Here is a 23,377-nt window from a genome sequence, read left to right as displayed (position 1 = left end):
CCGTTCTCGTCTGGGGTGGGTGTCGTGCGGGGCGGGCGGACCGTCAGACGTTGACGCCGAAGTCCTGTGCGATACCGCGCAGGCCGGAGGCGTAACCCTGGCCCACGGCGCGGAACTTCCACTCCGCGCCGTGGCGGTACAGCTCGCCGAAGACCATCGCGGTCTCGGTGGAGGCGTCCTCGGAGAGGTCGTAACGGGCCAGCTCCGCACCGCCGGTCTGGTTGACGACCCGGATGAACGCGTTCCGCACCTGGCCGAAGGACTGGCCGCGCGCGTCCGCGTCGTGGATCGAGACCGGGAAGACGATCCGGGTGACCTCGGCGGGCACCGCGGCGAGGTTGACCTTGACCGACTCGTCGTCGCCGTCGCCCTCACCCGTGAGGTTGTCGCCGGTGTGCTCCACCGAACCGTCCGGGCTCCTCAGGTTGTTGTAGAAGACGAAGTGGCTGTCGGAGACGACCTTGCCGCTCGCGTTCAGCAGCAGGGCGCTGGCGTCGAGGTCGAAGTCGGCGCCGGAGGTGGTCCTCACGTCCCAGCCGAGGCCGACCTCGACCGCGGTGAGGCCCGGAGCCTCCTTGCTCAGCGAGACGTTGCCGCCCTTGCCGAGGCTGACACCCATGGTGGTTCCCCTTCCCCGTTGCTTCCCGTGCTGCTTCCCCGTGTGCGCTCGTGCGCGAAAAAATCTACATCACTGTAGAAGGCCGGTGGGGTCATCGGGAAGACCGCTCCGGTACCGGCCCCTGCGTACGATGGACCGTTCCGGCGTCTGGGCGCGAGGGCGCAGGGGCGGCGGTCACCGGCACGGCGGGCGCACGGACGGAGGGATACGGCATGACGGGCCAGAACCAGGGTGGAGCCTCCCCGCAGCCCCGGCGCCGGGGTCAGGGGGAGCTGGAGGGGCAGGTGCTCGCCGCCCTGCGCCGCGCCCCGGGCCCGGTCAACGCCGCGTGGGTGCAGGAGCGCCTCGGTGGCGGCCTCGCGTACACCACCGTCATCACGATCCTGACCCGGCTGCACGCCAAGGGGGCGGTCACCCGCGAGCGGGCCGGGCGCTCCTTCCAGTGGACGCCGACCGCCGACGAGGCCGGGCTGGCCGCCCTGCGGATGCACCGGATGCTCGACGCGGAGACGGACCGCGAAGCGGTGCTCGCCAGCTTCGTGACCGCCCTGCCGCCCGGCGACGAGCAGTTGCTCCGGGAACTGCTGGCCCACGCGGCGGACGACAGGGAAGACTGACCTCATGGGGGTCTTCGTCTTCCTGCCGCTCGTCCTGCCGCTCACCGCCTGGCCGGTCGCCCGTCTCGCCGAGCAGCACCTGCACCCGCGGACGGCGACCCGGCTGCTGGCCGCCGTGGCCGGCGTCCTCGCACTGTGCAGCACTCTCTGCCTGGCCCTGCTGGTCGTCGTGGGCACCGCGCAACTCCCCGGCAACCCGCTTCCCGACGGCTGGTCCGACCCCGAGGTGCGCGCGGCGCTCCCGTACGACGAGGTCGCGGGCAAGGCCGCCATACCCGCGCTGGCGGGCGTGCTGCTGTCCTGCGCCCAGGTGGCCCGGCGGCATGGGCGGGTGCGCCGCCGCGCCGCGCGGGCGCTGGCCGGGCTGCCGCCGAGGCCGGTGGCGGTGCTGCCGGACCGCACGCCGTACGCGTACGCGCTGCCCGGCGGACCGCGCGGCGGGCGGGTGGTGGTCACCAGCGGGATGCTGGCCGCGCTGGACGGGCCGGAGCGGCGGGCGCTGTTCGCCCACGAGCGGGCGCATCTGGCGGGGCGTCACCACCGCTTCCTGCTGACCGTGCAGCTCGCCGCCCGTGCCAATCCCTTTCTGCGGCCGCTGCGTACGGCGGTCGCCTACACCGCGGAGCGGTGGGCCGACGAGGAGGCCGCGGCGGCCGTCGGCAGCCGCCGGGCGGTGGCCCGGGCGATCGGCAAGGCGGGGCTGGTCTCGCGGGGCGCGCCCGTCGCGACGCTCGCCGGGTTCGCGGCGGCGGGGCCGGTGCCCCGCCGGGTGGCGGCCCTGCTCGGGCCGCCACCGGCGGTACGGGTGTGGCCGCCGCTCTCCACCACGGTGGGGCTCGCGGTGTGGGGTGCGGCGGCCGGGGCGACGATCTCGGCGGCCTCGTCGGCCAACTCCGCCGTCACGCTGTACTTCATCCTCCGGGCGGCGACCCCGCTCTGACGGGCTGCCGCCAGGGCGGCCCCCGCGTCGGACGGGCTCACTCCGGGACCGTGACCGGGGCCCGTCCGGCCGGGTCCCGCCCGCCCCGGGGGCCTGCCCGCCGAGGCCGCGTCTGCTGCTGCCAGCTTCGAGGCCGCGTCAGCCACTGTCCGCTCCGAGGCCGCGTCCTCCGGGCCGCCCCTTCCGGGCCGGACCCGGGACCGGCCCCAGGGCTCCTGGCACGGGCCCGGCCCGGAGGCCCGGCGGACCGCCCGGGGCGGTCAGAGGTCGAACTCGTGCGGCGGCAGGTCGAGCGCGTAGCACGCCTCGCGTACGACCGCCTGCTCGGTCTTGTCGAAGTCGCCGTCCGCGCCGCCGATGACGATGCCGATCTGGACCACGGCCCGCGCCTCGGCGGGCTTCTTCTTCGCCTTGGCGATCTCCTGCATCACGCCGACCTTGCCGAAGTCGAAGTCGGCCACCAGCTTGTCCAGGTTGGCGTCGAAGCGCCGCTGGAGGTCGTCGGCGGGGAAGTTCTGCAGAACCTCGTTGGTGGCGATCAACTGGGCCACCCGGCGCCGCTCCGAGGGGTCGACCGTGCCGTCGGCCGCGGCCACCAGGGCGCACATCGCCATGGACGCGTCGCGGAAGGCGCCGCTCTTCAGGTCGTTCTTCTTCGCCACGAGCTGGGTCTGCATCGTCGATGCGGATTCCTTGATGCGGTCCCACAGGGCCATGAGGAGTCTCCGTCGTGTCGGGGGCCGTCCGTGCCGCCCGGGGGAGAGCGGCACGGACGGGGTTTCTTCTACAGCACTGTAGAAGTTATCAGGAGGGGGCGGGCGAGGTGCGGGCGCCTCGGTCCTCCTCGCCCCCGTCAGCCCTCCTCGCCCTCCTCGTCGCCCTCGTCGCCCTCGAAGAAGTCGCCCACCTCGTCGACGACTTCGGCCGCGACCAGTCCGCCCGCGACGCCGACCGCGAGGCCCGCGGCCCCGGCGGCGACCGCGGTCCCCATCCCGGGGCCGGACCGGTGCCCGTGCCCGTGGTGGTCGTGGTGCGCGTGGTCGTGGGGGGCGTGGGCCCCGGCCCCGTACGGCGCGTGCGTCCCGTACGCGGCGCGGTGCTCGACCAGCCGGCGGACCCAGCCGTCGACCTCGGCGTCCCAGTCGGTGTGCTCGGTGCCGTACTGGCTCACCGTGAAGCGGGTCACCGTGTCATGGCCCTCCGTCAGGAGGCCACCGCGCTTGTCGGCCTCCAGGACGACCTCGACGGCGCCCGGGGTGGCGAGGAAGGTCACCTCGATCTCGTTCACCGCGTGGGCGTACCGCGGTGAGGGCGTCAGCTCGATCTCCTGGTAGAAGGGGAGCTGCTGCCCGGTGCCGCCGATCCGGCCGTACTCCAGGTCCGCCGAGCGGAAGCCGAAGCCCGAGCGGCCGAACGCCTCCAGGACCGCTTCCTGGACCGGCAGCGGCCGCACGGCGAGGGCGTCCAGGTCCCCCTTGTCCCGGGCCCCGGCGATGCCGAGTTCGGTGCGGACGCCGAGGACGATGCCGAGGGGCTGGCCGTGCAGCTCGCTGACCGGCGTCTCCCACGGCAGCGCGACCGTGAACGGCACCGCGCGCTCCTCCTTGGCGCCGAGGCGGAACCCGCCCCCGACCGTGAAGCGCTCGAACGGGACCGTGCCGTCCTGCTCCCCGTGCTCGGTCTCCGCCTCCACGCGGGCGACCAGTTCGAGCGTGATGTGCTCGATCTCGACGTCGGCGCCGCCGCCTCTGAGGCGTACCTCGCCGGTGAGGTCCCCGCCGGGCTGCACCGCGCCGGGGGTCAGGACCGTGTCGACCTCGGGGCCGCCGACGCCGAGCGCGCCGAGCAGGCGTGTGAACACCATCGTGGCGTTCTCTCCTTCGTGATCCTTGCGATTTGAGCGGCCGGACGCCCCTGTGGGGGGCGTCCGGGTCCTACTTGGCGGCTTCCAGGGCGGCGAGGGCCTGGGCCCAGCGGACGTACTTCAGCTCGGCCAGATCGGCGACCGTCTTCACGCCGAACGCCTCCGCGAGCAGTTCGCCGTCGCGGTCGGACACGCCCTTCAGGGCGGCCACGGGGGCCGCCAGCACCTCGGCGAGCGGCTTGTCCGCCCATGCCTTGTCCAGCACCTTGCCCAGATCGATCGCCGTCACGGCGTCCTCCTGCGGGAGTCGGAATCCTGGTGTGCCCGCACCCCCGGGACGGGCGGGTGCGCGGCAGCTTCTACATGCATGTAGAAGGATAGGGTGAGGGGGTCTTCACCGAAGGTGATTACCAGCCATTTCCAGAAGAGTCCGGAAATCGACCATCCCGGTCCGCCTCCGGGCACCGCGTGCCGCCGATCGTGGGCAAGCACACCCCCCGGATCCGTTTGCCATTCCTTTACAGTGACTGTAGAAGCCCGCGCCCGCGGCGCTTCGCCATCTCCCTGAAGAGAAGGAGCGACGGACCCCCGATGGGTGAACCTCCCAGTACCGGCCGTGCCACCACCCGCAGACGCCACCGGCGTGAAGGAGCGGGGGTGGCACGGTGACAGAGATCCTGCTGCTCCTGCTGGCCCTGGCGCTCACGCTCGCCTGCGCGGTGTTCGTGGCCGCCGAGTTCTCGCTGACCACCGTCGAGCGCGGCGAGCTGGAACGCGCCGCCGCCTCCGGTGAACGCGGCGCCGAGAGCGCCCTCGCCGCCGTACGCCGGCTGACCTTCCAGCTCTCCGGCGCCCAGCTCGGCATCACCGTGACCTCGCTGGTCATCGGCATGCTCGCGGAACCCTCCATCGCCGCCCTGCTGCGCGGGCCGCTGCGCGCCCTCGGACTCGGCGGGGCCGCGTCCGGCGTGGCCACCGTGCTCGGTGTGGTCCTCTCCACCGTGGTCCTCATGGTGATCGGCGAACTGGTCCCCAAGAACTGGGCCATCTCCCGTCCGCTCGCCGTCGCCAAGGTGGTCGCAACCCCCCAGCGGGCGTTCACCGGGGCCTTCGGCCCGTTCATCCGCCACCTCAACAGCACCGCGAACCGTTTCGTCCGGCGGTTCGGCCTGGAGCCGGCCGAGGAGCTGGCCTCGGCCCGCACCCCGGAGGAGCTGGTCGCCCTCGCCGAGCACTCCGCCCGCGAGGGCGCGATCGAGCAGGACTCGGCCGAGCTGTTCGTGAAGAGCCTCCACCTCTCCGAGCTGACCGCCGAGAACGTGATGACCCCGCGCGTGGACGTCGTCGCGCTGGAGGCGCACGCCACGGCCGCCGACGCGGCGAACCTCACCCTCGCCACCGGGCTCTCCCGCTTCCCCGTCTACCGAGACACCCTGGACGAGGTCGTCGGCACGGTCCACATCCGGGACGTGCTGGCCCTCGCCCCCGAGCGGCGGCCCGGCACCCCCGTGCTCTCCCTCGCCACCGCCCCCCTGGTGGTCCCGGACAGCCTCCCCGCCGACCGGCTGCTGGAGCGCATGCGCGCCGAGCACACCATGGCCGTGGTCATCGACGAGTACGGCGGCACCGCCGGGGTCGCCACCGTGGAGGACATCGTCGAGGAGGTCGTCGGCGAGGTCCGCGACGAGCACGACCCGCTGGAGATCCCCGACCTGCTGCCCGCGCCGTCCGCCGACGACGGCCGCACCGCGTGGGAGGCGGGCGGCGGCGTCCGTATCGACCAGCTCCTCGGCATAGGACTCGTCGCGCCGGACGGCCCCTACGAGACAGTGGCCGGCCTGATCGCCACCACCCTGGCCCGCATCCCCGTCGAAGGGGACTGTGTCGAGGTGGCCGGCTGGCGCCTCGACGTCCTCGACGTCGAGCACCACCGCGCCGACCGGGTGCTCATCAGCCGGCCCGCCCGGCTGATCCAGCAGGACCTGGAGGAAGCCCGGTGACCACGCTCCAACTGATCATCGGCGGCGTGACGCTGCTGACCAACGCCTTCTTCGTCGGCGCCGAGTTCGCCCTGATCTCGGTCCGCCGCAGCCAGATCGAACCGGCGGCCCGGCAGGGGAACAAGCGCGCCCGCAGCACCCTGTGGGGGCTGGAGCACCTCTCCCAGCTGATGGCCACCGCCCAGCTCGGCATCACGGTGTCCTCCCTGGTCCTCGGCGCGGTCGCCGAACCGGCCATCGCGCACCTGCTGGAACCGGTCTTCGAGGCCGTCCACATGCCCGGCTTCCTGGTCCACCCGATCGCCTTCGCCATCGCGCTGACCGCGGCCACCTACGCGCACATGCTGATCGGCGAGATGGTGCCCAAGAACATCGCCCTCGCCGCGCCCGCGCAGACCGCGCTGGCACTCGGCCCGGCCCTGGTCGCGGTGACCCGCGCGCTGCGGCCGGTGATCTTCTCCATCAACGCCTTCGCCAACCTGCTGCTCCGCCTGCTGAAGGTGGAGCCCAAGAACGAGGTGGAGTCGGTCTTCACCGACGACGAGCTCGCCCGGATGGTCGACGACTCCAGCGAGGCCGGACTGCTCACCCCCGCCGACGGGGAGCGGCTGCGCGACGCCCTGGAGCTGGGCACCCGCCCGGTCGGCGAGATCCTGGTGCCCGCGGCCCGGATGCACACCGTGGACCACACGGTCACCCCCGCCGGACTGGAGCGGGCCGCGGCCGCGGCCAAGTTCTCCCGCTTCCCGGTCATCGGCCCGAGCGGCACGGTCCTCGGCTACCTGCACATCAAGGACACCCTCGGGGTCACCGACCGCGACCGGCCGTTCCCGCGGACCGCGCTGCACCCGGTCACCCGCGTCCGGATAGACACGCCGCTCGACGACACCCTCACCGCTCTCCGCACGGACGGCAGCCACCTGGCCGCCGTCACCGGGGCGAGCGGCACCGTCATCGGCTACGTGACCATGGAGGACGTCCTCGGCGAACTCGTCGGCCCCGCGGCCGGCGCGCGGTGATCCCCGACCGCCGGGCGGCCGCCGCCCGGCGGTCGCGCCGGCCCGGCCGCGCCGCCCGGTGAGCAGGCACCTCCGCCTCTCCTCCCCCTCCCCCTCCCCTTCCGCACCACGCCACCACGCCTCCCGAAGGAGCACCCCTTGTCCGCCAGAGTGACGGACCCGCGCCCGCGGGCCCGCCGCGCGCACCGCCCGCACCAGCCGCACCAGCCGCACCGCCCGCACCTCCCCGAGGGGCGCCGGTGACCGCCGTTCTCGGCCTGCTGGCCGTCCTCGTGCTGACCGCCGGCACCGGCTACTTCGTCGCGCAGGAGTTCGCGTACGTGGCCGCCGACCGCCTCGCCCTCGCCCGGGAGGCCGAGGCCGGCGACAAGCGGGCCGCCCGCGCCCTGAAGGTGCTGGAGCGCCTGTCGTTCATGCTCTCCGGCGCCCAGCTGGGCATCACCGTCACCGGACTGGTGGTCGGCTTCCTCGCCGAGCCCTCGGTCTCCGCGCTGCTGCGGCCCGTGCTGGAGGGCATCGGCCTGCCCGGGGGAGCCGTCGTGGCGGTCTCCGTCGTGCTCGCCTTCGTCCTCGCCACCGTCATCCAGATGGTGCTCGGCGAACTGGCGCCCAAGAACCTCGCCCTCGCCGTCCCCGAGCGGCTGGCCAAGAGCCTGGCCGCGTCCACCCTGGTCTACCTCAAGGTCGTCGGGCCGGTGGTGCACGTCTTCGACGGGGCGGCCAACCGGCTGCTGCGCCGGGTCGGCATCGAGCCCGTGGAGGAACTGCACCACGGCGCCACCCTGGAGGAGCTCAGCCATCTGATCGGCGAGTCCCGCGAGCAGGGCCACCTCCCGCCCGACACGGCCGAACTCCTCGACCACGCGGTGGAGTTCTCCGAGCGCACCCTCGGCGAGGTGATGGTCCCCCGGGCCGACGCCGTGTTCGTCCACCGGGACGCGACGGCCGCCGCCGCGGTCGACCTGATCGCCCGGCACGGCCACTCCACCTACCCGGTCTTCGGCGACCACCCCGACGACGTCGCCGGTGTGGTCGGGGTCCGCGACCTCATGCAGCTGCCCGCCGACCGGCTGGACCACGTCACCGCGGGCCGTGCCGCACGCCGTCCGCTGCTGCTGCCCGAGACCCTGCCGCTGCCGGACGCCGTGGCCCAGATGCGGGAGCGCGACGACGAGTTCGCCGTCGTCCTCGACGAGCACGGCGGGGTCGCGGGCATCGTCACCTACGAGGACATCGCGGAGGAACTCGTCGGGGACATCGCCGACGAGAGCGACACCGTCGTCGAACTGGCCGTCCCGGACGGGGACGGCTGGCTGGTGGACGCCGGGCGCCGGCTGGACGAGGTCGGCGCCGCCACGGGCATCGACCTGCCCGAGGAGGAGGACTACGACACCGTGGCCGGCCTGGTCATCGACCGGCTCGGCCGCTTCCCGGCCATCGGCGACCGCCTCACCGTGGACGGTGTCGACATCCGGGTCCTCACCCTGGACCGCCATGTTCCCGAGCGGGTGCGCATCGAGCGCACCGCGCCCGTACCGCACGCCGGCGCCGAGGAGGCGCAGTCATGAGTTTCCCGGCAGCCCTCTTCGTCACCGTCCTGCTGCTGATCGGCAGCGGGTTCTTCGTCGCGGCCGAGTTCGCCCTGGTCGCCGCCAAGCGCCACCGCATGGAGAAGGCCGCTGCCGACGGTCAGCGCGGTGCCAAGGCGGCGCTCGCCGGTATGCGCGAGCTGTCCCTGATGCTGGCGGGCGCGCAGCTCGGCATCACCGTCTGCACACTGGGCCTGGGCTCCATCTCCAAGCCGGCCATCTCCCACGAGATCGACCCGCTGCTGGAGAAGCTCGGCCTGCCGAGCGGGCTGAGCTACGGCATCGCCTTCGCCCTCGCCATGGTGGTCGTCGTCTTCCTGCACATGGTCGTCGGCGAGATGGCGCCCAAGTCCTGGGCGATCGCCCACCCCGAGCGCTCGGCGATGCTGCTGACCCCCGCGTTCCGGGCCGTGGTGCGGGTGGTGCGGCCGCTGATCACCCTGCTCAACAAGGTGAGCAACGCGCTGGTGCGGCTCTGCCGGGTGCAGCCCCGGGACGAGCTGGCCGCGGTCCACAACCGCGAGCAGCTGACCCATCTGGTCGTGGAGTCGGAGCGGTTGGGGCTGATCAACAAGACCGACTCGGAGCTGATCACCCGCTCCCTCACCGAGCCGCAGACCCCGGTCGCGGAGCTCCAGACCCCGGCGGCGGAGATCGTCACGGTCCCGGCGGACGCGGACCTGGACACCGTCCTCGCGGTGGCGACGGGCGCGGACCGCTCCCGGCTGCTGGTCCGCGACGGCGACACGGTCGTGGGCTCGGTCCACGCCCGGGACGCCCTCGTCGCCCGCACCCGCGGCCGCACCCTCGACGCCCGCCGTCTGGCCCGCCCGGTGCCGGAACTGCGCACCACGGACAGCGTGATCCACGCGGTCGGACAACTCCGCCGCAACCGCGCCTCGCTGGCCGTCCTCCGCGACGACACGGGCCGCCTGACGGGCCTGATCAGCCTGGACGACCTCCTGGCCCGCCTGATGGGGCTGGACCGGGCGGCGTAGGGGGAGTCCGGCGGGGGCGAGGCCCGGGCGCTCAGGGGGACGTGGTGGCCGGCGGCGGCTGCTGGGGCGGCACGGCCGGGCTCGCGGCCGGGCCGCCCGCGGTGGCCGGTGTCCCGGCCGCCGGTGCCCCGTTCGCCGGTGCCCCGTTCCCCGGCATCGCGGCCTCGGCCGCGCCGCGGAGGTGGCCGGCGGGGTCCGGGATGCGGGTGATCCGGCCCAGCGCGATCACATGGGAGCGCAGCCTGCCCTGCAGCTCGCAAAGTTCCTTCAGCCGGGGTGCCACTTGGTGAGCCCGCTCGGGTCGCTCACGGCACCGGCCGCCCGCGTCCCGCCGACGACCGGAGCCGGTGACGGGGGGCGGGGCGGCCGGGGACCTTCCTGCGGTCAGGACTTGGGCATCAGGACCGTGTCGACGATGTAGACCGTGGCGTTGGCGGTGGGGACGTTGCCGCAGACGACCTTGGAGGAGTCGTTGACGGTGTAGTCCTCGCCGGAGCCCGCGGTGGTGAGGGTCGACTTCTGGAGGGTCTCGTAGGTGCCGTTCTCCAGCTGCTGCGGGGTGAGCTTCTCGCCGACCACGTGGTAGGTGAGGATGTTGGTCAGCATCTCCTTGTCGGCGAGGACCTTGTCCAGGTCGGCCTTCGGGATCTTGGCGAAGGCGTCGTTGGTCGGCGCGAACACGGTGATGTTCTGGGCGTTGTTGAGGGTGTCGACCAGGCCCGCCTTCTTGACCGCGGTGACCAGGGTGGACAGCGCCGGGTTGTTGGACGCGGCGGTGGCGACGGGGTCCTGGGCCATGCCGTCGAAGGAGCCCGCGCCGTCCTCGGGCACGGACGCGCACGCCGGGCCGAAGGGGCCCTCCATGGGGGCGGAGGCGTCGGCGGTGGGGCTCGCCTTGTTCTCGGCCGGGGCGCTGGTGCTCTTGTCCGCGGCCGCGTCGGAGGAGCTGTCGTCCCCGCCGCAGGCCGTCAGGGCGAGGGGCAGGACCGCGGCGGCGGTCACGGCGACGGCGGCGCGGCGGAAGCGGAGGGCGTTCATGGTGACTCCTGAGTGGTCGGTCGACTGCGTTGAGTGACGGGTGGAGGGTGCGGTACGTCCGGGGGAGGCGCGGGGCGCGGGGGCCCGGTCGGCGTCCGGCCGGGGCGTGCCGAGGGGGTCGTCAGGTCACGGTCTTCGCGCGGCACCGGCCGCACCGGCGCGACTCGGCCGGTGCCGCTGCGGGAACCTCGCGTTGATCGTCACGCCCTCTATTCGGCGCACCGGCCGCCCCGGATTGGTCCCGGGACGAAGAAATTCCCGGGCTGCCGGCCTCCGGGGCGCCGCACGGCCGTTCAGCCCTCCGTGACCACCGGATACGGCACAAGGGTGCGCCGGTCCGCGTCGACGGCGAGGAGACCGCCGGCCGGGGGCCGGGCGCGCTGGGCGCAGTTGCGGCGTTCGCAGATACGGCAGCCCGGGCCGGTCGGGGTCGCCGCCCGGGGTCGTCCAGGGCGACGCCCTCGGCGTGCACCAGCCGGTGGGCGTGGCGGAGTTCGCAGCCGAGGGCGACGGCGAACTCGGCGCGCGGGGCCCGGTGCCCGTGCCCGCCCCGGCTCACCGTGCGCGCGACCCAGAAGTAGCGCTTCCCGTCAGGCATCTCGGCGACCTGGGTCAGGGTCCGGCCGGCGGCGGAGAACGCCGCGTACACCGTCCGCAGCGGGCAGGTCCCGCCGAGGCGGGAGAAGTGGAAGCCGGTCGCGGACCGGCGCTTGGAGGTGTTCCCGGCCCGGTCGACCCGCAGGAAGGAGAACGGCACCCCGCGCCGGCTACCCGGCCGGGCCGGCGTACCACCTGATGGGCTTCGACATCCCGCTCTTCACCCCGGTCGTCGTGATGAGCCGCATCGGGGGCTGGTCCGCCCACATCACCGAACAGCTCGCCCGCAACGTCCTCGTCAGGCCACTGGCCTCCTACGACGGGCCGGGGCGGCGACCGGTCCCGGCCGCCGCCCCGTAGCCCGCCCCCGTAGCACCCGGTGACCCGTTCGGCCCCGGGCTCGCCCGCCCGCCGGTCAGGCGATCGCGTCCAGGGCGCCCGCCTTTGCCTCGGCGACCAGGGACGCGAACTGGTCGGCGCTCATCCGCACCTGCTGGCCGAAGTCGTCCGTGATCACGACCCGGCGCTCGGCCGGAGCGCTCTCGTCGACGAACAACTGCGGGCAGCCGCAGTCGCAGTTGCCGCAGAACGTCGCTACGGGTTCCAGGTCTCGCACGTCGGTCATCACGCTCACCTCTCGCTGGGGCTTCCGGCTCCGGACCTCGCGTCCGACATGTCCGGACGCCAGGACCCTGCCCGTCCCGCGCCCCCGTCAAGCGGGCGCACGCCCGCGACCGGATGCACACCCCGGCCCGGCCGTGCCCCCGATGCCCCCGGAACCCGCCACTCCACGGGCACCGGACGGGGGCCGCCCACGACTACCTGGTGAGCGGCCCGCACGGGCGGCCAACGGGAAACTCTCCCGGCGCGCGGGAACTTCCGGACCGGCGCGTCCGACTACTGCCCCGTGAGCGGGCGGCCCGGTGCCGTCCGGCGCCGGGGAGGGGTGGGAGCGATGGGCGGGCTCGATGTGCGGCTGCGGGGGGTGACCTGCCGGCACGGGCGGGTGGTGGCCGTGGACGGGGTCGATCTGGAGATCGCCGCCGGTGAGCGCGTCGCCCTGACCGGAACCAACGGGTCGGGGAAGAGCACCTTGCTGCGGGCCGTGCTCGGCCTGCACCGGCAGGTGAGCGGAACGGTCCTGGTCGGCGGCCGGGACGCCCGGTCCGGCGCCGAGTGGGCGCGGCGGCGACGGGACTGCGCCTGGGTCCCCCAGAAGCCCGCCACCGGCCGCTTCCCCCTGCTGGGCGGCGAGTTGCTGGCCAGCGGCGGCCACCGGGAGGAGGCCGCCCGGGCCGCCGGGCGCCTCGGTGTCGGCGGGGTGCTCGATCGCCCCCTGGACACGCTCTCCGGCGGCCAGTTGCAGCGTATGTACCTCGCCCGGGCGCTCGGCTGCGTCGCCGCCGGCGCCCAGGTGCTGCTCGCCGACGAACCCACCGCCGCGCTGGACTTCGCGGGCCAGGACGAGGCGGCCGACGTACTCACCGGCCTGCCCGTGACGCTGGTGGTCGTCACCCACGACCGGGCCCTCGCCGAACACTGCGACCGGGTCCTGGAGATGGCCGCCGGACGGCTGCGGGAGGTGGTCCGGTGAACAGCCCGGCCGAACTCGGGGCCCTCCTCGAACTCGTACCCGTCCAGCGGGCCGGATTCGCCCTGCTGCTCGCGGCCGTCGGACTGCCGGTCGTCGGCGTGGTGATCGTCGGCCTCGACATCATGCCGGTGCGCTTCGCGATGATGCACGTGGCCCTGCTCGGGGTGGCGGTCGGGCTGCTGACCGGGCTCGATCCGCTGGTCTGCGCCCTGGTGGCCTGCGCGCTGGCGGGGGCGGGTGTCGCACCGCTCGCCAGGACCCCGAGCGGTCTGTCGGGCGCGATGGGCCTGCTGATGAGCCTCGCGATCGCGGCGGCCCTGCTGGTCCTCGCCGTCTCCGGGGTCAACGCCTCGGGCGCGTTCGCGCTGCTGTGGGGGTCCATCCTGTCCGTCGGCACCGCCGACCTCGTGGTCCTCGGCGTTCTCGCCGTCGTGGCGCCCGGCCTCTTCTGGTGGCGCCGGCGCGACCTCGCCCTCCTCCTCCACGACCGGGAACTCGCCCAGTGCTCGGGCGTCCCGGTCCGGGCCCTGACCCTGGTGCTGCTGGTCCTGGTGGCGGTCTCCGTCGCCGGGGCCATCAAGCTCACCGGTGCCCTGCTGGTCGACGCGCTCACCCTGCTGCCCGCCCTCGCGGCCCGGCGGCTGGGCACCTCGCTCACCTCGATCACTCTGTGGGCGGTGACGATCGGCGTCGCCGTCAACCTGACGGGGTTCCTGGTGGCCCTCTGGCTGGACTGGCCGCCCGGCCCGGTCCTCGTCCTGACCGCGGGGGCCGTCGTCCTCGGGGTCCATCTCGTACCCGAACGGAGAAACCGCTCATGGCGCGCACCCGCGTCCGCATCCCTGCCGTCCCTGCCCTCCTCGCACTGAGCTGCGGCCTCGCCCTCACCCTGGTCACCGGCTGCGCCGCCGACGACTCCCCGGCCGCGAAGCCGCAGGACAAGGCGGCCGCCGACGGCCCGAAGGTGGTGGTCACCACCACCTGGGAGGGCGCCTTCGCCAAGGCGGCCGGGGCGAAGGACATCGATGTGATCGTCCCGCAGTCGGTGCACCACGCCCCGGACTACGACCCCAAGCCCTCCGACCTGGCCGCCGTCGCCCAGGCCGACTTCGTGCTCTACGCGCCCTTCGAGCCCTACGCGGAGAAGATCAAGGAGGCGGCGGGGTCCAAGGGGGAGCTTGTCGAGGTGGCCCTCGACAACGACCCGGCGAAGGTGAAGGCCGAAGTCGCGCGCCTGGCCGAGAAGTTCGGCACCGGTGGCGCGGCGGCGGACTGGCAGAAGACCTTCGACGCCGAGTACGCGACGCTGGGCAAGGAGCTGAAGTCCGCCTGGCCCGAGGGGAAGAGCCCGAACGTGGTCAGCCAGGTCTTCACCGCCTGGGCCGCCCGGATGGCGGGGGCCACGACGGTCGGCACCTTCGGACCGGAGGCGGTCACCCCCGGCCAGCTCAAGGACCTCTCGGCGAAGAAGCCCGCCCTGGTCCTCGACAACGCCCACATGTCGACCGGGACCGTGCTCCCCGGCTCCGGCGCGAAGCAGGTGCCGATCGTCAACTACCCGGGCGACGACCTGGATCTGCTCGCCGTGTACCGGAACGCGGCGGACGCGCTGAAGAAGGGCATGGCGTCGTAGGACGCGCGGTACGCCCCGGGCCCGGACCGCGTGCGCGGTCCGGGCCCGGGGTGCGTGGTGCCCGGCGCGCGCGCCGGGCGGGGTGCGTGGTGCCCGGCGCGGCGGACGGGCAGGTGGTGTCCGGTGCGCGCGCCGGCGGGGCGGGTGTGCCGGCGCGCGCAGGCGGAGTGCGGGCCGCTCAGCCCGCGTGGGCGAGGGGCGGCCGGGACCCGGCGGTCCCGTCGCCCCGGTCGTCCGCCGGCTCCGCCGCCAGCTGTTCCCGCAGCGCCGCGCGGTCGGGTTTGCCCGCCGGGGTCAGGGGGATCTCGGCCACCAGGAGCAGGCGTTCGGGGTGCTTGCGGCGCTCCAGGCCCCGGCCGTCCAGGTGGGCGGTCAGGGCGGCCGGCGTCGGCGCGTCCTCGCCGTCACCGGTCCCGGAACCGCGTGGTACGACGCAGGCGGCGAGGCGTTCCCCCATCAGCGGGTCCGGCACGCCGACGCACACCACGTCCCGCACGCCCGGGTGGGTGCGCAGTTCCCGTTCCACCTCGGCGGGGCTGATGTTCGCGCCGCCGCGTATGACGACGTCCTTCAGCCGGCCGACCACGTGCAGGACCCGGTCCTCGTCGAGATAGCCGAGGTCGCCGGTGCGCACCCAGCCGTCGGGGGTGCGGTAGCGGGCGTCGAGTTCGGGCGCGCCGACGTAGCAGAGCGGGGTCATCGGCCCCCGGGCGGTGATCTCGCCGACCCGGCCGTCGGGCAGGGCCTCGTGCGTGGCCGGGTCGGTGATCCGGATGTCCGCCACACGCGGGTCGGGGCGGCCGGCGACGACCCCGGAGGCGTCGGTCGGCGGGGTGCGGTGGTCCAGCCCGGTATGGCAGTTGACGCCGTCGGCGGACCCGTACAGGTTGACGACCGGGCAGCCGAACGCCTCGGCGGCGGCCCGCGCGGTGTCCGCGTCGAGGGGGGCGCCGCCGAGGACGAGCGCGGTGGGGGAGGGGAGCCGGTCCGGCGCGGAGCCGCCCGGGTCCGCCGTGCCGCCGGCGTCGTCCGTGGCGTCCACGGCGTCGATCGTGTCCGTGGCGACCGTCGCGTCCGGGTGGTCCGGGTGGTCGAGGTGGTCGAGCATCATGCGGATCATGGTCGGGACGCCGAGGACATGCGTCGGCCGGTGCTCCCGGATCGCCGCGAGGGCGGCCTCCGGGGTGAAGCGGTCGAGCAGGACGAGGGTGCCGCCGTGCCGGGCCAGTGCGACCGCCGTGCCGTTGGAGCCGAAGGCGGAGGCCAGGGGCACCAGGAAGAGGCAGCGCGGCGGGGTGCCGTCCGGTATGAGGGAGGCGAGGAAGTTGCCCCGGCCGCCGGCCAGAGCGTTGTGGGAGTACGCGACCATCTTGGGCTCGGCCTCGGAGCCGGAGGAGACCAGGATGCGGGCGGCGGAGTCCGGGTCCGGGCGCGCGGGCACGAAGCCGGCGGCGTCGGTACGGGTCAGCCGTGACAGCGGAATCGTTCCTTCGGGTGCGTCGCCCGGCCCGGCGGCGATCACCTGCCGCAACGCGGGCAGTGCCGGGGCGAGCGCCCGCAGCGCGGCCGCCGGGTGCGCGCCCCGGTGCTCGACCGGGGCCACGACGGCGACCGCCTCCGCCCGCCGCAGCAGGCACTCCGCCTCCAGCGCGCTCCGCCCGACCGGGAACGGCAGGGCCACCGCCCCCAGCGCGGCGAGGGCCAGGTCGGTCATGACGGCCTGGCGGTTGTCGGGCAGCTGTACGCCGACGACGTCGCCGGGCCCGATGCCGAGGTCTCTGAGCCCGGCGGCCAGACATCGGACCTTGCGGTCCAGGGCCGTGTAGCAGAGCTTCCCCTTGGCATCCAGGACCGCCGTCCGGTGCGGGTCGGCGACCTGCCGGGCACGGTAGAGGCTGTAGAGGTCGAGGTCCGGACAGGTCCCGTCGGTGGCCCAGGCACGGCGGAGTCCGGCGGGCAGCAGATCGTGCAGGGCAACGGTCACAGGAAGCTCCAGGGGTCGGGAACGGCGGGGGCACCGTGCGCGTCGCGGCTGATCGAGCCGGCGAAGCGCGGGTCGTCGTGCAGGGCGGCCAGGTCGGTGGTGACCGGGGTCGCCGCGAGTCCGAGGTCGCGCAGCCGTGCCAGCGCCTCGTCGGTGGGGAGGGCGGTGAGGTCGAACGCGGCGGCCGCGCGGGCGCAGGCGTCGTCCGGTGCGAGCCAGCCGTCCGCCGTCGGCAGGGGGCGGCGGAAGCCTTCCGGCCGGCGGGGGTTCTCCCCACGGGCGGCGCGCCGCAGCGCGGGGCCGGTCAGCAGGTCGGCGGCGCCGAGGAGGGAGGACTCGACGCGGACGGCGGTGCGGGCGGGGCGGGTGCCGTCGTGGCCGGGGCCTCCGGGGCGGGTGCCGTACCCGCCGTCCCCTACGTCCCCGCAGTCCCCGCCGTCCGCGTCGCGCCCGGAGCGCTCGCGCAGCAGCAGGCCCGCGAGGACCGCCTCCGCGCCCAGCAGGCCGCCCAGCACATCGAGGAGCGTCATCAGACTGGGGGCGGGCGGCGTGCCATCGGGGCGGACCGCCTCGCCGACGCCGGTGCGGGCCTGGACCATGAAGTCGGTGCCCAGCGGGGCCGCGTCGATCCGGTCCGCCCATCCGCCCGTGTACGCGTACACCAGGGCGGGGTTGACGGCGGCGAGGTCGGCCGCGTCGAGGCCGAGGCGGGCCGGGGTGCCGGGCGCCCAGTTGTGCAGGAACACGTCCGCCCCGGCGACCAGTTCCCGCAAGCTGTCCCGACCGGCTGGGGACTTGATGTCGATCTCGACGGCGCTCTTGCCGCGGTTGAGGGCGAGCCAGCGCGCGGAGACGCCCGAGCAGGCGGGCGGCATACCGCGCAGCGGGTCGCCGCCCGGCGGCTCGACGCGCACGATCTCGGCGCCGAGCAGGCCGAGGAGGTGGGCCGCGAGCGGGGCCTGGATACGGCGGCCGGCCTCCAGCACGGTGATGCCGTGCAGCGGGCGGCCGACGGGGGCGGACGCGGTCCGGGGGCCGGGTACGCGGTCCGAGCCGGGGGCGGGCCCGGACCAGGGGCGGCCGAGGCCCGGCGGTGTGAGGGGTGTGAGCGGGGTGAGCGGGGTGAGGGTGAACGGTTCTGCCCCGCCGTGCTCCCCGCCGTGCTCCGCGTCGCGTTCCGCGGCCCGCTCCCGCAGGGTCCGCAGCCGGCACACATCCGCCCCCGACTCGGCCGCGGCCCGCGCGAGCGCGTCGAAGGGGTGGTGCCGCGTGGTGCGGTGGAGGACGTCCGGCAGCGGCGCGCACGCCGTGGCGTAGCGGAACTGGAAGGGGCGCCAGCCCGCGCGTATCGCGTCCTCCGGAGCGCCGAGGGCCCGCCAGAACCGGGCCCACGCCCCCGGATCCAGGGTCTCCAGTTCGAACAGCACACCGTCGGCCGAGGTGAACGGCGGCCCGCCCGGGGCCAGTTCGGCGGCCTCGCCCTCCTCCGCACCGGCGGCGGCGAGGTACTGGGAGACGGCCAGCAGCCCGGCACGGTCGGCACGGGTGGTCACCTCCCGTGCCGGGGCGGCCACCCCGCGCGCCTGCCCGACGAGGGCGGCGAGCAGCCCCTGCACGGTGAGCAGCCCGGTGGCGGTGGCGAGGTAGTCGGCCGCCAGGGCGGACGGCACGCCGTCGCGGCGGCCGTGCACGGCCATCACCCCGGTGGCCGCCTGCGCGGTGGCCTCGTCGGTGATCCCGCTGTCCGGCGCGGACCAGGCGGTACGGGAGCGGACGGGTGCGAAGCCGGGCCCGTCGAGCACCGCCGGGTCCCGTGCCGTGCCCTGGTCGGGCGCTGACGCGATGCCGGCTCCCAGCAGGCGCAGTTGGCCCGTGACGACCCGGGCGAAGGGCTCGGGCCCCGACGGCGTGAAGGTGAACGACGCGAGCGGCCGGTCCGTCCTGGTGGTGACTGGTGACGCCATGCCTCTCCTCTCGCGGCGCGGCGGTGGCAGCGCCATCGACTCGACGGGCCCGGCTGACGACCCGTCGGCGGCGGGAACTTTGCGGGCCTCGCGCCCGACCCGTTCCACGGAACAGACAGTCGGACCGCCGCGGCCGGGAGTTCCCGGCAGACCGGAGAGAAGCCATGACGCAGCCCCCGCCCGCCGCGACCCCCGCCGCCCGGGGGCCACAACCCGTACCCGGCTCCGAACTCGGCGCGCGAGTAGCGGAGTTCGTGCGCACCCGGGTGTTCCCGCAGGAGGCGGTGCTGGACGCGGGCGGACCGGACGCCCGGCGCACCCTCACCGCGCTGCGCCGCGAGGCCAGGGCGGCGGGCCTGTGGGCGCTCCCGCTCCCCGCGGAGCTGGGCGGCGGCGGACTGACCCTGCGCGCGTACGCGGGGATCGCGGAGGCGGAGGGCGCGAGCGACCACGGTCCGTCCGCCCTTGGCTCGGCTTCCCTCCTCGACGCACGGATGCTGGCCCGGCACGCGGCGCCCGCGGTCCGCGACCGCTACCTCAAGCGGCTGGTCGCCGGGGACCTGGCCGGCAGTTACGCGATGACCGAGCCGGACAGCCCCGGCACCGACCCCCTGCTCGCCCGCACCCGTGCCGAGCGCTCCCCGGACGGCTCCTGGCGCCTCACCGGCCGCAAGTGGTTCGTCTCCGGCGCGGCGCACGCCGACCTCGTGACCGTCCTCGCGCGCACGAGCGGCGAGGCGGGGGACCGCGACGGCCTGTCCCTGCTGCTGGTCCCGGCCGACGCGCCGGGTTTCCGCTTCGTGCGGGAGACGCCGGTACTGGGGGCGGCGGGGCAGGGGGAGATCGAGCTGGACGGCGTCTCGGTACCGCCGGACCATCTGCTGGGCACGCCCGGGCAGGGGCTCGCCGTGGCGGGCGAGCGGCTCCAGCTCGGCCGGACGCTACGTGCTCTGCGCTGGCTCGGGCAGGCCGGGCGCGCCTTCGACCTCCTCTGCGAGCGGGCGGTGTTCCGGGCGGGTGCGCACGGGGCGCTCGCGGATCACCAACTCGTGCAGCAGCACGTCTTCGAGGCGCTGCTCGCGCTGCGCACCACCCGCCCGCTGGTGCACGAGGCGATGGCCCTGGTCGCCGACGGGCGGGACGCGCGGACGGAGACCGGCCTCGCGAAGGTCGCCGCTGCGCGGATGCTCCAGCAGGTGACGGACGCGGCCGTCCAGATCCATGGCGCGGCGGGCCTCGGCCCGGACACCGCCCTCCCCGCGCTCCTCCGCGTGGCCCGCGCCGCCCGCATCCTCGACGGCCCCGACGAACTCCACGTCACGGCGGTCGCCCGCCGGGTGCTGCGGGGGTACGGGGCCGGCCCGGGCCGCTGACCACCCGGCGGCCGGGCCGCGCCAGCCGCGGGGCTGCGCCCCGGGTCGGGCTGAGCCCCGTTCGGGCGCGTCGCGTCGTCCGGGCAACGTCTCGCGCCGGGCGCGTCCAGGAGGGCCCCACGCCGGACTGTCTCCCACTCGGGCGTCAGACCTCGTCGGGGCCCCGCGAGTTGCGCGCGGCTCGGGTGCGTAGACCCCCCGCCCGGGCAAAGTCTCGTGCCGGGCATCCCCGCACGCCAGGGCGCCCGCGCCGGGCTGGGCTGCGCCCCGGGCCGGGCTGCGCCCCGGGCCGGGCTGGGCTCATGTTGGGCGGCGCCTCGTGCCGGGTAACGCACCCCGGGCCGGGCTGGGCCCGCGGGCCGGGTAACGCCTCCTCGGGCTGGGCCCCGCGCCGGGCTGCGCCCCCGCGCCGGGCTGCGCCCGCGTTGGGCTGGGCCCGCGGGCCGGGTAACGCCTCCTCGGGCTGGGCCCCGCGCCGGGCTGCGCCCCCGCGCCGGGCTGCGCCCGCGTTGGGCTGGGCCCCGGGCCGGGTTGTGCCTCACGCCGGGCTGCGCCCGCGTTGGGCGGCGCCTCGTGCCGGGTAACGCGCCCCGGGTCAGGCTGCGCGCCGCGCCCGGTAACGCCCACTCGGTCTGCGCGCCGCGCCGGGCTGCGCCCCGTTCGGGCGCTTCGCCCCGCCGGGCGTCAGACCTCGTCGATCCCGACCGACCCCGTGAGCACGGCCAGTCCGAGGGCGAGGAAGAAGTCCCCCCAGACCAGCTCATGGCGTACGGCCGTCCCGCGCGCGGCGTCGTAGCAGCCGTCCAGCAGCATCCCGGCCGGGACCACGCCCCCGTCCGGGACCACGCCCCCGCCTGCGGCCCGCCCGTCGGGGTGCGGCGGGTCCGGCGGCACCGCCCTCGCCGTAAGCGGCCCCGCACCGGCGGGCGGTACGGGCGCGGCCGGGGCGGGACCTCCCGCGCCCGAGAGGTGCGCGGTCGTCAGCCGGCGCAGCACCGCGACGCCGCGCGCCCCGTACCGCTCCGCGTCCGGCACCTCGGCCCGTGCCAGCTTGAGCAGCGCGACCGCGGTGATCGCCGCCGCCGAGGTGTCGAGCGGCCCCGCCGGGTGCGCGGTGTCGGCGAGGGGCACGAGAGGTCCGGTGAGGAGGCCGTCCGCGATCCGGCGGGCGGCCGGTCCCGGCCGCAGCCGTCGCGCGGCCTCCGGGTGGAGCAGCGCGTCGGCGACCGCGAGCAGCAGCCACGCCCGGCCCCGGCTCCAGCCGGGCCCCGGTTCGGCGCACGGCTGCCAGCCGGAGCCGGAGCCCGTGCCGGAGTCGGCGTTCGGTCCCAGGCCCGGGCCGAGGCCGGCGTCCGGGTCGGACCCGGAGCCCAGGCGGGAGCGGACGTCCGCGCCGGGGCCCAAGTCGCCGGCATCCGGGCCCGGGCCCGGACACAGGGCGTCCGAACACAGGACGTCCGGGCCCGCCCCGCCGTGCCGCCAGGCCGGCCGCACCTCGCCACTCGGGCTCGTGGTCCCGTCCGCGCCGCCCTCCCCGCTCCCGCCGCCCAGGCAGAGCCCGAGGTGGCGGCCCAGGTGCCCGACGGCCGCCGTGATCCCGTCCGGCCCCGCGCAGGCGAGGAGTTGCAGCATTCCGGGCAGCCCGTCCGTCCGTGCCTGGGCCCGGTCGCCCCCGAGGGCGTCGCCCCACGGGACCAGGCCGAGCACCGGGTCGAAGGCGGCGACGCAGGAGCGCGCCGCGCGCTCGCGCAGCTCCGCCGCCCCCGTGCCCCGGTTGGCGAGCGCGGTCCCGTACCAGACGATCAGGCCCCTGGTCGCGGTGTCCGCTTCCGCCCAGGGCGCGAGTGCGCGGGTGCGGGCGACGGCGGCGGCCAGGTCGTCGGCCGCGCCCGTCCGCCTGGCCCGCAGCCACAGCAACCCCGCCCAGAACCCGCCGGTCCACGAGCCGCGCCGGGTGGTCGTCCACCGTCCGTCGGCCGGGTCGGCGTACAGAGGGAAGCGGTCGCCGACCTCGGCCCGGGTGACGGCGACCCGCGCCAGCACGGCGTCCAGTGCCGCCTCCGCCCAGGCCGTGTGCCCCGGCGCCCCACCGCCGGGCCCCGCGGGGACGCTCACCCTGCCGCGCCCTTGCCGAGCCCCGGCTCCGCGCCCTTGCCGAGCCCCGGCTCCGCTCCCGCCCCCGCCGCCGGCCCCGCCCCGGTCCCCGCCCGGCGGTCGCGGGCCGCCCACCCGCAGGCCACGCCCGCCGCCACGGCGAACTCCGCGGCCACCACCAGCCACCCCTCCGCGTACCGGTCGCCACGCGCCAGGAGCCCGAACAGCGGCGGCCCGACGGCGAATCCGGCGAAGAACCCGGCGGCGACCAGCGCGGAGTCCTGCCCCGCACGCCCCGGCGCCGCCCGCTGGACGACGAGCACCATGGAGACCGCGTTGCCCGACACGGCGAAGACGCCGAACGCGACCGCCGCCACCCACACCAGCCAGGAGGCGCGCGCCGAGGCGACCAGCAGCAGCGCGGCGCCCACCGCGCCCCCCGCGAGCAGCGAGGGCAGCCACTCGGCCCGCCCGGGCCGGGCCGCCTTCGACCAGCCCACCCGGCCCGCGATGCCCGCGACGCCGAGTACGGCGACGAGCGCGGCGGCGGCGGTCGGCCCCAGTCCGAGTCTGCGGTCGCCGAACAGGGAGAGATAGGTGTTCACGGAGGCGATGCCCGCGCCCAGGAACAGCGAGAACGCGGCCAGCCACCTCACATGCCCGCGCTCCGCGCCACCAGGGAGCCCAACCGGCCCCTTCCCGGGCGTGGTCGACGGCGAGGGGGCGTCCGGAGGCAGCAGCCGCGCGGCCAGCACCGCGACGACGAGGGCCGACGCCGAGGCCGCCCAGACCGCCCCGCGCCACCCCAGCCCGGCCGCCAGACCGGCGAGCGGAAGCCCGGCCGCGAATGCGCCGAGCTGCACGCCCGACTGCTTCCAGCCCGTCACCGCCGCCCGCCGGGCGGGCGGCACGGCCGCGACGATCGCCTTGTTGGTCGCCGGGTTCGCCAGCGCCTGCGGCAGTCCGCCGAGGGCGACCGCCCCCAGCAGCAGCCCGGCCCCGGGAGCGAGCGCGATCAGCGCCAGCGCCACGGCCGTGACCAGTGCCAGCGCGGTCAGCGACCGGCGCGGCCCGATGCGGTCGACGAGCCGCCCGCTCAGCGGCGACAGCACGGCGGCCGTCCCGAAGCCGAGGGTCGCCGTCAGGCCGAGGACCATGGGGGAGACGCCCAACTCGGCTGTGAGCCGCGGCCCGAAGGCGCCCAGCAGGAACAGCTGCAGCATGGACAGCGCCATCGCCGCGGTGAGCAGAGCCGTCAGAGCCCGTCCGCCGCCGCCCGGAGCGCCGTCCTCGCCGCTGCCGGGGACGGCTCCGTCCCCCGGCCGCGTCCCCAGGCCCGTCCCGCCCGCCCCGTTGCCCGTCCCGCCTGTCACGTCCGCCCGCCTCTCCCTCGCACACGCGCTCCCGCGTGCCCCGCCCGCCCCGCGCCGTCGGCGTACCGCCCACCTGACGCG

At 75.8% G+C, this 23,377-nt stretch carries 21 protein-coding genes and 2 pseudogenes; 11 read left to right on the top strand and 12 right to left on the bottom strand.

Translation table 11 applies throughout. The features are described from left to right. Positions 1 to 43: 43 nt before the first annotated feature. Positions 44 to 619 (bottom strand): TerD family protein, encoded by a 576-nt coding sequence (locus C593_RS0103785; RefSeq protein WP_018845983.1) that lies wholly within the window; start codon positions 617 to 619, stop codon positions 44 to 46. A 212-nt stretch (positions 620 to 831) separates the two neighbouring features. On the opposite strand from C593_RS0103785, the gene C593_RS0103780 reads away from it, so the two are divergent. Together C593_RS0103780 and C593_RS0103775 are read left to right on the top strand one after the other, a co-directional pair. Then, the gene (locus tag C593_RS0103780) at positions 832 to 1,236 is read left to right on the top strand and encodes a BlaI/MecI/CopY family transcriptional regulator (RefSeq protein WP_018845982.1); all 405 of its coding nucleotides are present in this window, start codon (positions 832 to 834) and stop codon (positions 1,234 to 1,236) included. Positions 1,237 to 1,240: 4 nt separating this feature from the next. Beyond that, positions 1,241 to 2,176, top strand: coding sequence for a M56 family metallopeptidase (locus C593_RS0103775; RefSeq protein WP_018845981.1), 936 nt, complete (start codon positions 1,241 to 1,243; stop codon positions 2,174 to 2,176). Between the two features lie 260 nt (positions 2,177 to 2,436). Here C593_RS0103775 and C593_RS0103770 read toward each other — a convergent pair whose 3' ends face one another. The 3 genes from C593_RS0103770 to C593_RS0103760 form a co-directional block, all read right to left on the bottom strand. After that, positions 2,437 to 2,892: a tellurite resistance TerB family protein gene (locus tag C593_RS0103770; RefSeq protein WP_018845980.1), complete on the bottom strand. Its 456-nt coding sequence runs from the start codon at positions 2,890 to 2,892 to the stop codon at positions 2,437 to 2,439. A 137-nt stretch (positions 2,893 to 3,029) separates the two neighbouring features. Then, a complete protein-coding gene (locus tag C593_RS0103765; protein ID WP_018845979.1) occupies positions 3,030 to 4,040 on the bottom strand; it encodes a sporulation protein in 1,011 nt (336 codons plus the stop codon). Between the two features lie 70 nt (positions 4,041 to 4,110). Next, positions 4,111 to 4,329 (bottom strand): hypothetical protein, encoded by a 219-nt coding sequence (locus C593_RS0103760; protein ID WP_018845978.1) that lies wholly within the window; start codon positions 4,327 to 4,329, stop codon positions 4,111 to 4,113. A 376-nt stretch (positions 4,330 to 4,705) separates the two neighbouring features. On the opposite strand from C593_RS0103760, the gene C593_RS0103755 reads away from it, so the two are divergent. The 4 genes from C593_RS0103755 to C593_RS0103740 all read left to right on the top strand — a co-directional run bounded on the left by C593_RS0103755 (position 4,706) and on the right by C593_RS0103740 (position 9,646). Beyond that, positions 4,706 to 6,040, top strand: coding sequence for a hemolysin family protein (locus tag C593_RS0103755; RefSeq protein ID WP_018845977.1), 1,335 nt, complete (start codon positions 4,706 to 4,708; stop codon positions 6,038 to 6,040). Then, positions 6,037 to 7,059 carry a hemolysin family protein gene (locus C593_RS0103750; RefSeq protein WP_018845976.1) on the top strand — a complete coding sequence of 341 codons (1,023 nt, stop codon included), beginning with the start codon at positions 6,037 to 6,039 and terminating at the stop codon, positions 7,057 to 7,059. The genes C593_RS0103755 and C593_RS0103750 overlap by 4 nt, the downstream gene beginning before the upstream one ends. A 239-nt stretch (positions 7,060 to 7,298) precedes the next feature. Then, positions 7,299 to 8,627: a hemolysin family protein gene (locus C593_RS0103745; RefSeq protein WP_018845975.1), complete on the top strand. Its 1,329-nt coding sequence runs from the start codon at positions 7,299 to 7,301 to the stop codon at positions 8,625 to 8,627. Then, a complete protein-coding gene (locus C593_RS0103740) occupies positions 8,624 to 9,646 on the top strand; it encodes a hemolysin family protein (protein ID WP_018845974.1) in 1,023 nt (340 codons plus the stop codon). Before C593_RS0103745 ends, C593_RS0103740 begins: the two co-directional genes overlap by 4 nt. 31 nt (positions 9,647 to 9,677) lie before the next feature. Here the strand turns inward: C593_RS0103740 and C593_RS0103735 are convergent, their stop codons facing one another. From C593_RS0103735 to C593_RS31260, 3 genes and pseudogenes are all read right to left on the bottom strand, one after another. Further along, entirely contained in the window at positions 9,678 to 9,929 is a 252-nt protein-coding gene (locus C593_RS0103735; RefSeq protein WP_158686796.1) for a hypothetical protein, read from the bottom strand. A gap of 101 nt (positions 9,930 to 10,030) precedes the next feature. Continuing rightward, positions 10,031 to 10,684 (bottom strand): fasciclin domain-containing protein, encoded by a 654-nt coding sequence (locus C593_RS0103730; protein ID WP_018845972.1) that lies wholly within the window; start codon positions 10,682 to 10,684, stop codon positions 10,031 to 10,033. Positions 10,685 to 10,977: 293 nt separating this feature from the next. After that, positions 10,978 to 11,450 (bottom strand): annotated as a pseudogene (locus tag C593_RS31260) (DUF2083 domain-containing protein); the annotation flags it as partial. Between C593_RS31260 and C593_RS31255 the strand changes: the two are divergent. Next, positions 11,441 to 11,641 (top strand): annotated as a pseudogene (locus tag C593_RS31255) (citrate/2-methylcitrate synthase); the annotation flags it as partial. The pseudogenes C593_RS31260 and C593_RS31255 sit on opposite strands and share 10 nt — an antisense overlap. A 55-nt stretch (positions 11,642 to 11,696) precedes the next feature. Here C593_RS31255 and C593_RS0103720 read toward each other — a convergent pair. After that, on the bottom strand, positions 11,697 to 11,906 hold the full coding sequence (locus C593_RS0103720) for a hypothetical protein (protein ID WP_018845970.1): 210 nt from the start codon (positions 11,904 to 11,906) through the stop codon (positions 11,697 to 11,699). A gap of 330 nt (positions 11,907 to 12,236) precedes the next feature. On the opposite strand from C593_RS0103720, the gene C593_RS0103715 reads away from it, so the two are divergent. The 3 genes from C593_RS0103715 to C593_RS0103705 are packed head-to-tail and all read left to right on the top strand — an operon-like array spanning position 12,237 to position 14,508. Next, on the top strand, positions 12,237 to 12,875 hold the full coding sequence (locus tag C593_RS0103715) for an ATP-binding cassette domain-containing protein (RefSeq protein WP_018845969.1): 639 nt from the start codon (positions 12,237 to 12,239) through the stop codon (positions 12,873 to 12,875). Then, entirely contained in the window at positions 12,872 to 13,744 is an 873-nt protein-coding gene (locus C593_RS0103710; RefSeq protein WP_018845968.1) for a metal ABC transporter permease, read from the top strand. Before C593_RS0103715 ends, C593_RS0103710 begins: the two co-directional genes overlap by 4 nt. Further along, entirely contained in the window at positions 13,693 to 14,508 is an 816-nt protein-coding gene (locus tag C593_RS0103705) for a metal ABC transporter solute-binding protein, Zn/Mn family (RefSeq protein ID WP_018845967.1), read from the top strand. The genes C593_RS0103710 and C593_RS0103705 overlap by 52 nt, the downstream gene beginning before the upstream one ends. A 178-nt stretch (positions 14,509 to 14,686) precedes the next feature. On the opposite strand, the gene C593_RS0103700 is transcribed toward C593_RS0103705, so the two are convergent. Together C593_RS0103700 and C593_RS0103695 are read right to left on the bottom strand one after the other, a co-directional pair. Next, entirely contained in the window at positions 14,687 to 16,492 is a 1,806-nt protein-coding gene (locus tag C593_RS0103700; protein ID WP_018845966.1) for a class I adenylate-forming enzyme family protein, read from the bottom strand. Beyond that, on the bottom strand, positions 16,489 to 18,456 hold the full coding sequence (locus tag C593_RS0103695) for a CoA transferase (RefSeq protein WP_018845965.1): 1,968 nt from the start codon (positions 18,454 to 18,456) through the stop codon (positions 16,489 to 16,491). The genes C593_RS0103700 and C593_RS0103695 overlap by 4 nt, the downstream gene beginning before the upstream one ends. 164 nt (positions 18,457 to 18,620) lie before the next feature. Here C593_RS0103695 and C593_RS0103690 point away from each other — a divergent pair, with 164 nt between their 5' ends. Then, positions 18,621 to 19,829, top strand: a complete 1,209-nt coding sequence (locus C593_RS0103690; protein WP_078521157.1) for an acyl-CoA dehydrogenase family protein — start codon at positions 18,621 to 18,623, stop codon at positions 19,827 to 19,829. 684 nt (positions 19,830 to 20,513) lie between these two features. Here the strand turns inward: C593_RS0103690 and C593_RS33570 are convergent. After that, positions 20,514 to 21,944: a hypothetical protein gene (locus C593_RS33570; protein WP_018845963.1), complete on the bottom strand. Its 1,431-nt coding sequence runs from the start codon at positions 21,942 to 21,944 to the stop codon at positions 20,514 to 20,516. Beyond that, complete coding sequence (locus tag C593_RS0103680; RefSeq protein ID WP_018845962.1) at positions 21,941 to 23,296, bottom strand: MFS transporter; 1,356 nt, start codon at positions 23,294 to 23,296, stop codon at positions 21,941 to 21,943. Before C593_RS0103680 ends, C593_RS33570 begins: the two co-directional genes overlap by 4 nt. Between the last annotated feature and the right edge of the window lie 81 nt (positions 23,297 to 23,377).

The organism is Streptomyces sp. CNT372 (genome assembly GCF_000377145.1).
The sequence above is the reverse complement of the archived record's forward strand: the minus strand, read 5'-3'. Positions and strand labels throughout refer to the sequence as shown.

Excerpts from the sequence above, each read along its gene's own strand:
- C593_RS0103785 (WP_018845983.1), bottom strand. The coding sequence starts at position 619 with ATGGGTGTCAGCCTCGGCAAGGGCGGCAACGTCTCGCTGAGCAAGGAG.
- C593_RS0103780 (WP_018845982.1), top strand. The coding sequence starts at position 832 with ATGACGGGCCAGAACCAGGGTGGAGCCTCCCCGCAGCCCCGGCGCCGG.
- C593_RS0103775 (WP_018845981.1), top strand. The coding sequence starts at position 1,241 with ATGGGGGTCTTCGTCTTCCTGCCGCTCGTCCTGCCGCTCACCGCCTGG.
- C593_RS0103770 (WP_018845980.1), bottom strand. The coding sequence starts at position 2,892 with ATGGCCCTGTGGGACCGCATCAAGGAATCCGCATCGACGATGCAGACC.
- C593_RS0103765 (WP_018845979.1), bottom strand. The coding sequence starts at position 4,040 with ATGGTGTTCACACGCCTGCTCGGCGCGCTCGGCGTCGGCGGCCCCGAG.
- C593_RS0103740 (WP_018845974.1), top strand. The coding sequence starts at position 8,624 with ATGAGTTTCCCGGCAGCCCTCTTCGTCACCGTCCTGCTGCTGATCGGC.
- C593_RS0103730 (WP_018845972.1), bottom strand. The coding sequence starts at position 10,684 with ATGAACGCCCTCCGCTTCCGCCGCGCCGCCGTCGCCGTGACCGCCGCC.
- C593_RS0103720 (WP_018845970.1), bottom strand. The coding sequence starts at position 11,906 with ATGACCGACGTGCGAGACCTGGAACCCGTAGCGACGTTCTGCGGCAAC.
- C593_RS0103715 (WP_018845969.1), top strand. The coding sequence starts at position 12,237 with ATGGGCGGGCTCGATGTGCGGCTGCGGGGGGTGACCTGCCGGCACGGG.
- C593_RS0103705 (WP_018845967.1), top strand. The coding sequence starts at position 13,693 with ATGGCGCGCACCCGCGTCCGCATCCCTGCCGTCCCTGCCCTCCTCGCA.
- C593_RS0103695 (WP_018845965.1), bottom strand. The coding sequence starts at position 18,456 with ATGGCGTCACCAGTCACCACCAGGACGGACCGGCCGCTCGCGTCGTTC.
- C593_RS0103690 (WP_078521157.1), top strand. The coding sequence starts at position 18,621 with ATGACGCAGCCCCCGCCCGCCGCGACCCCCGCCGCCCGGGGGCCACAA.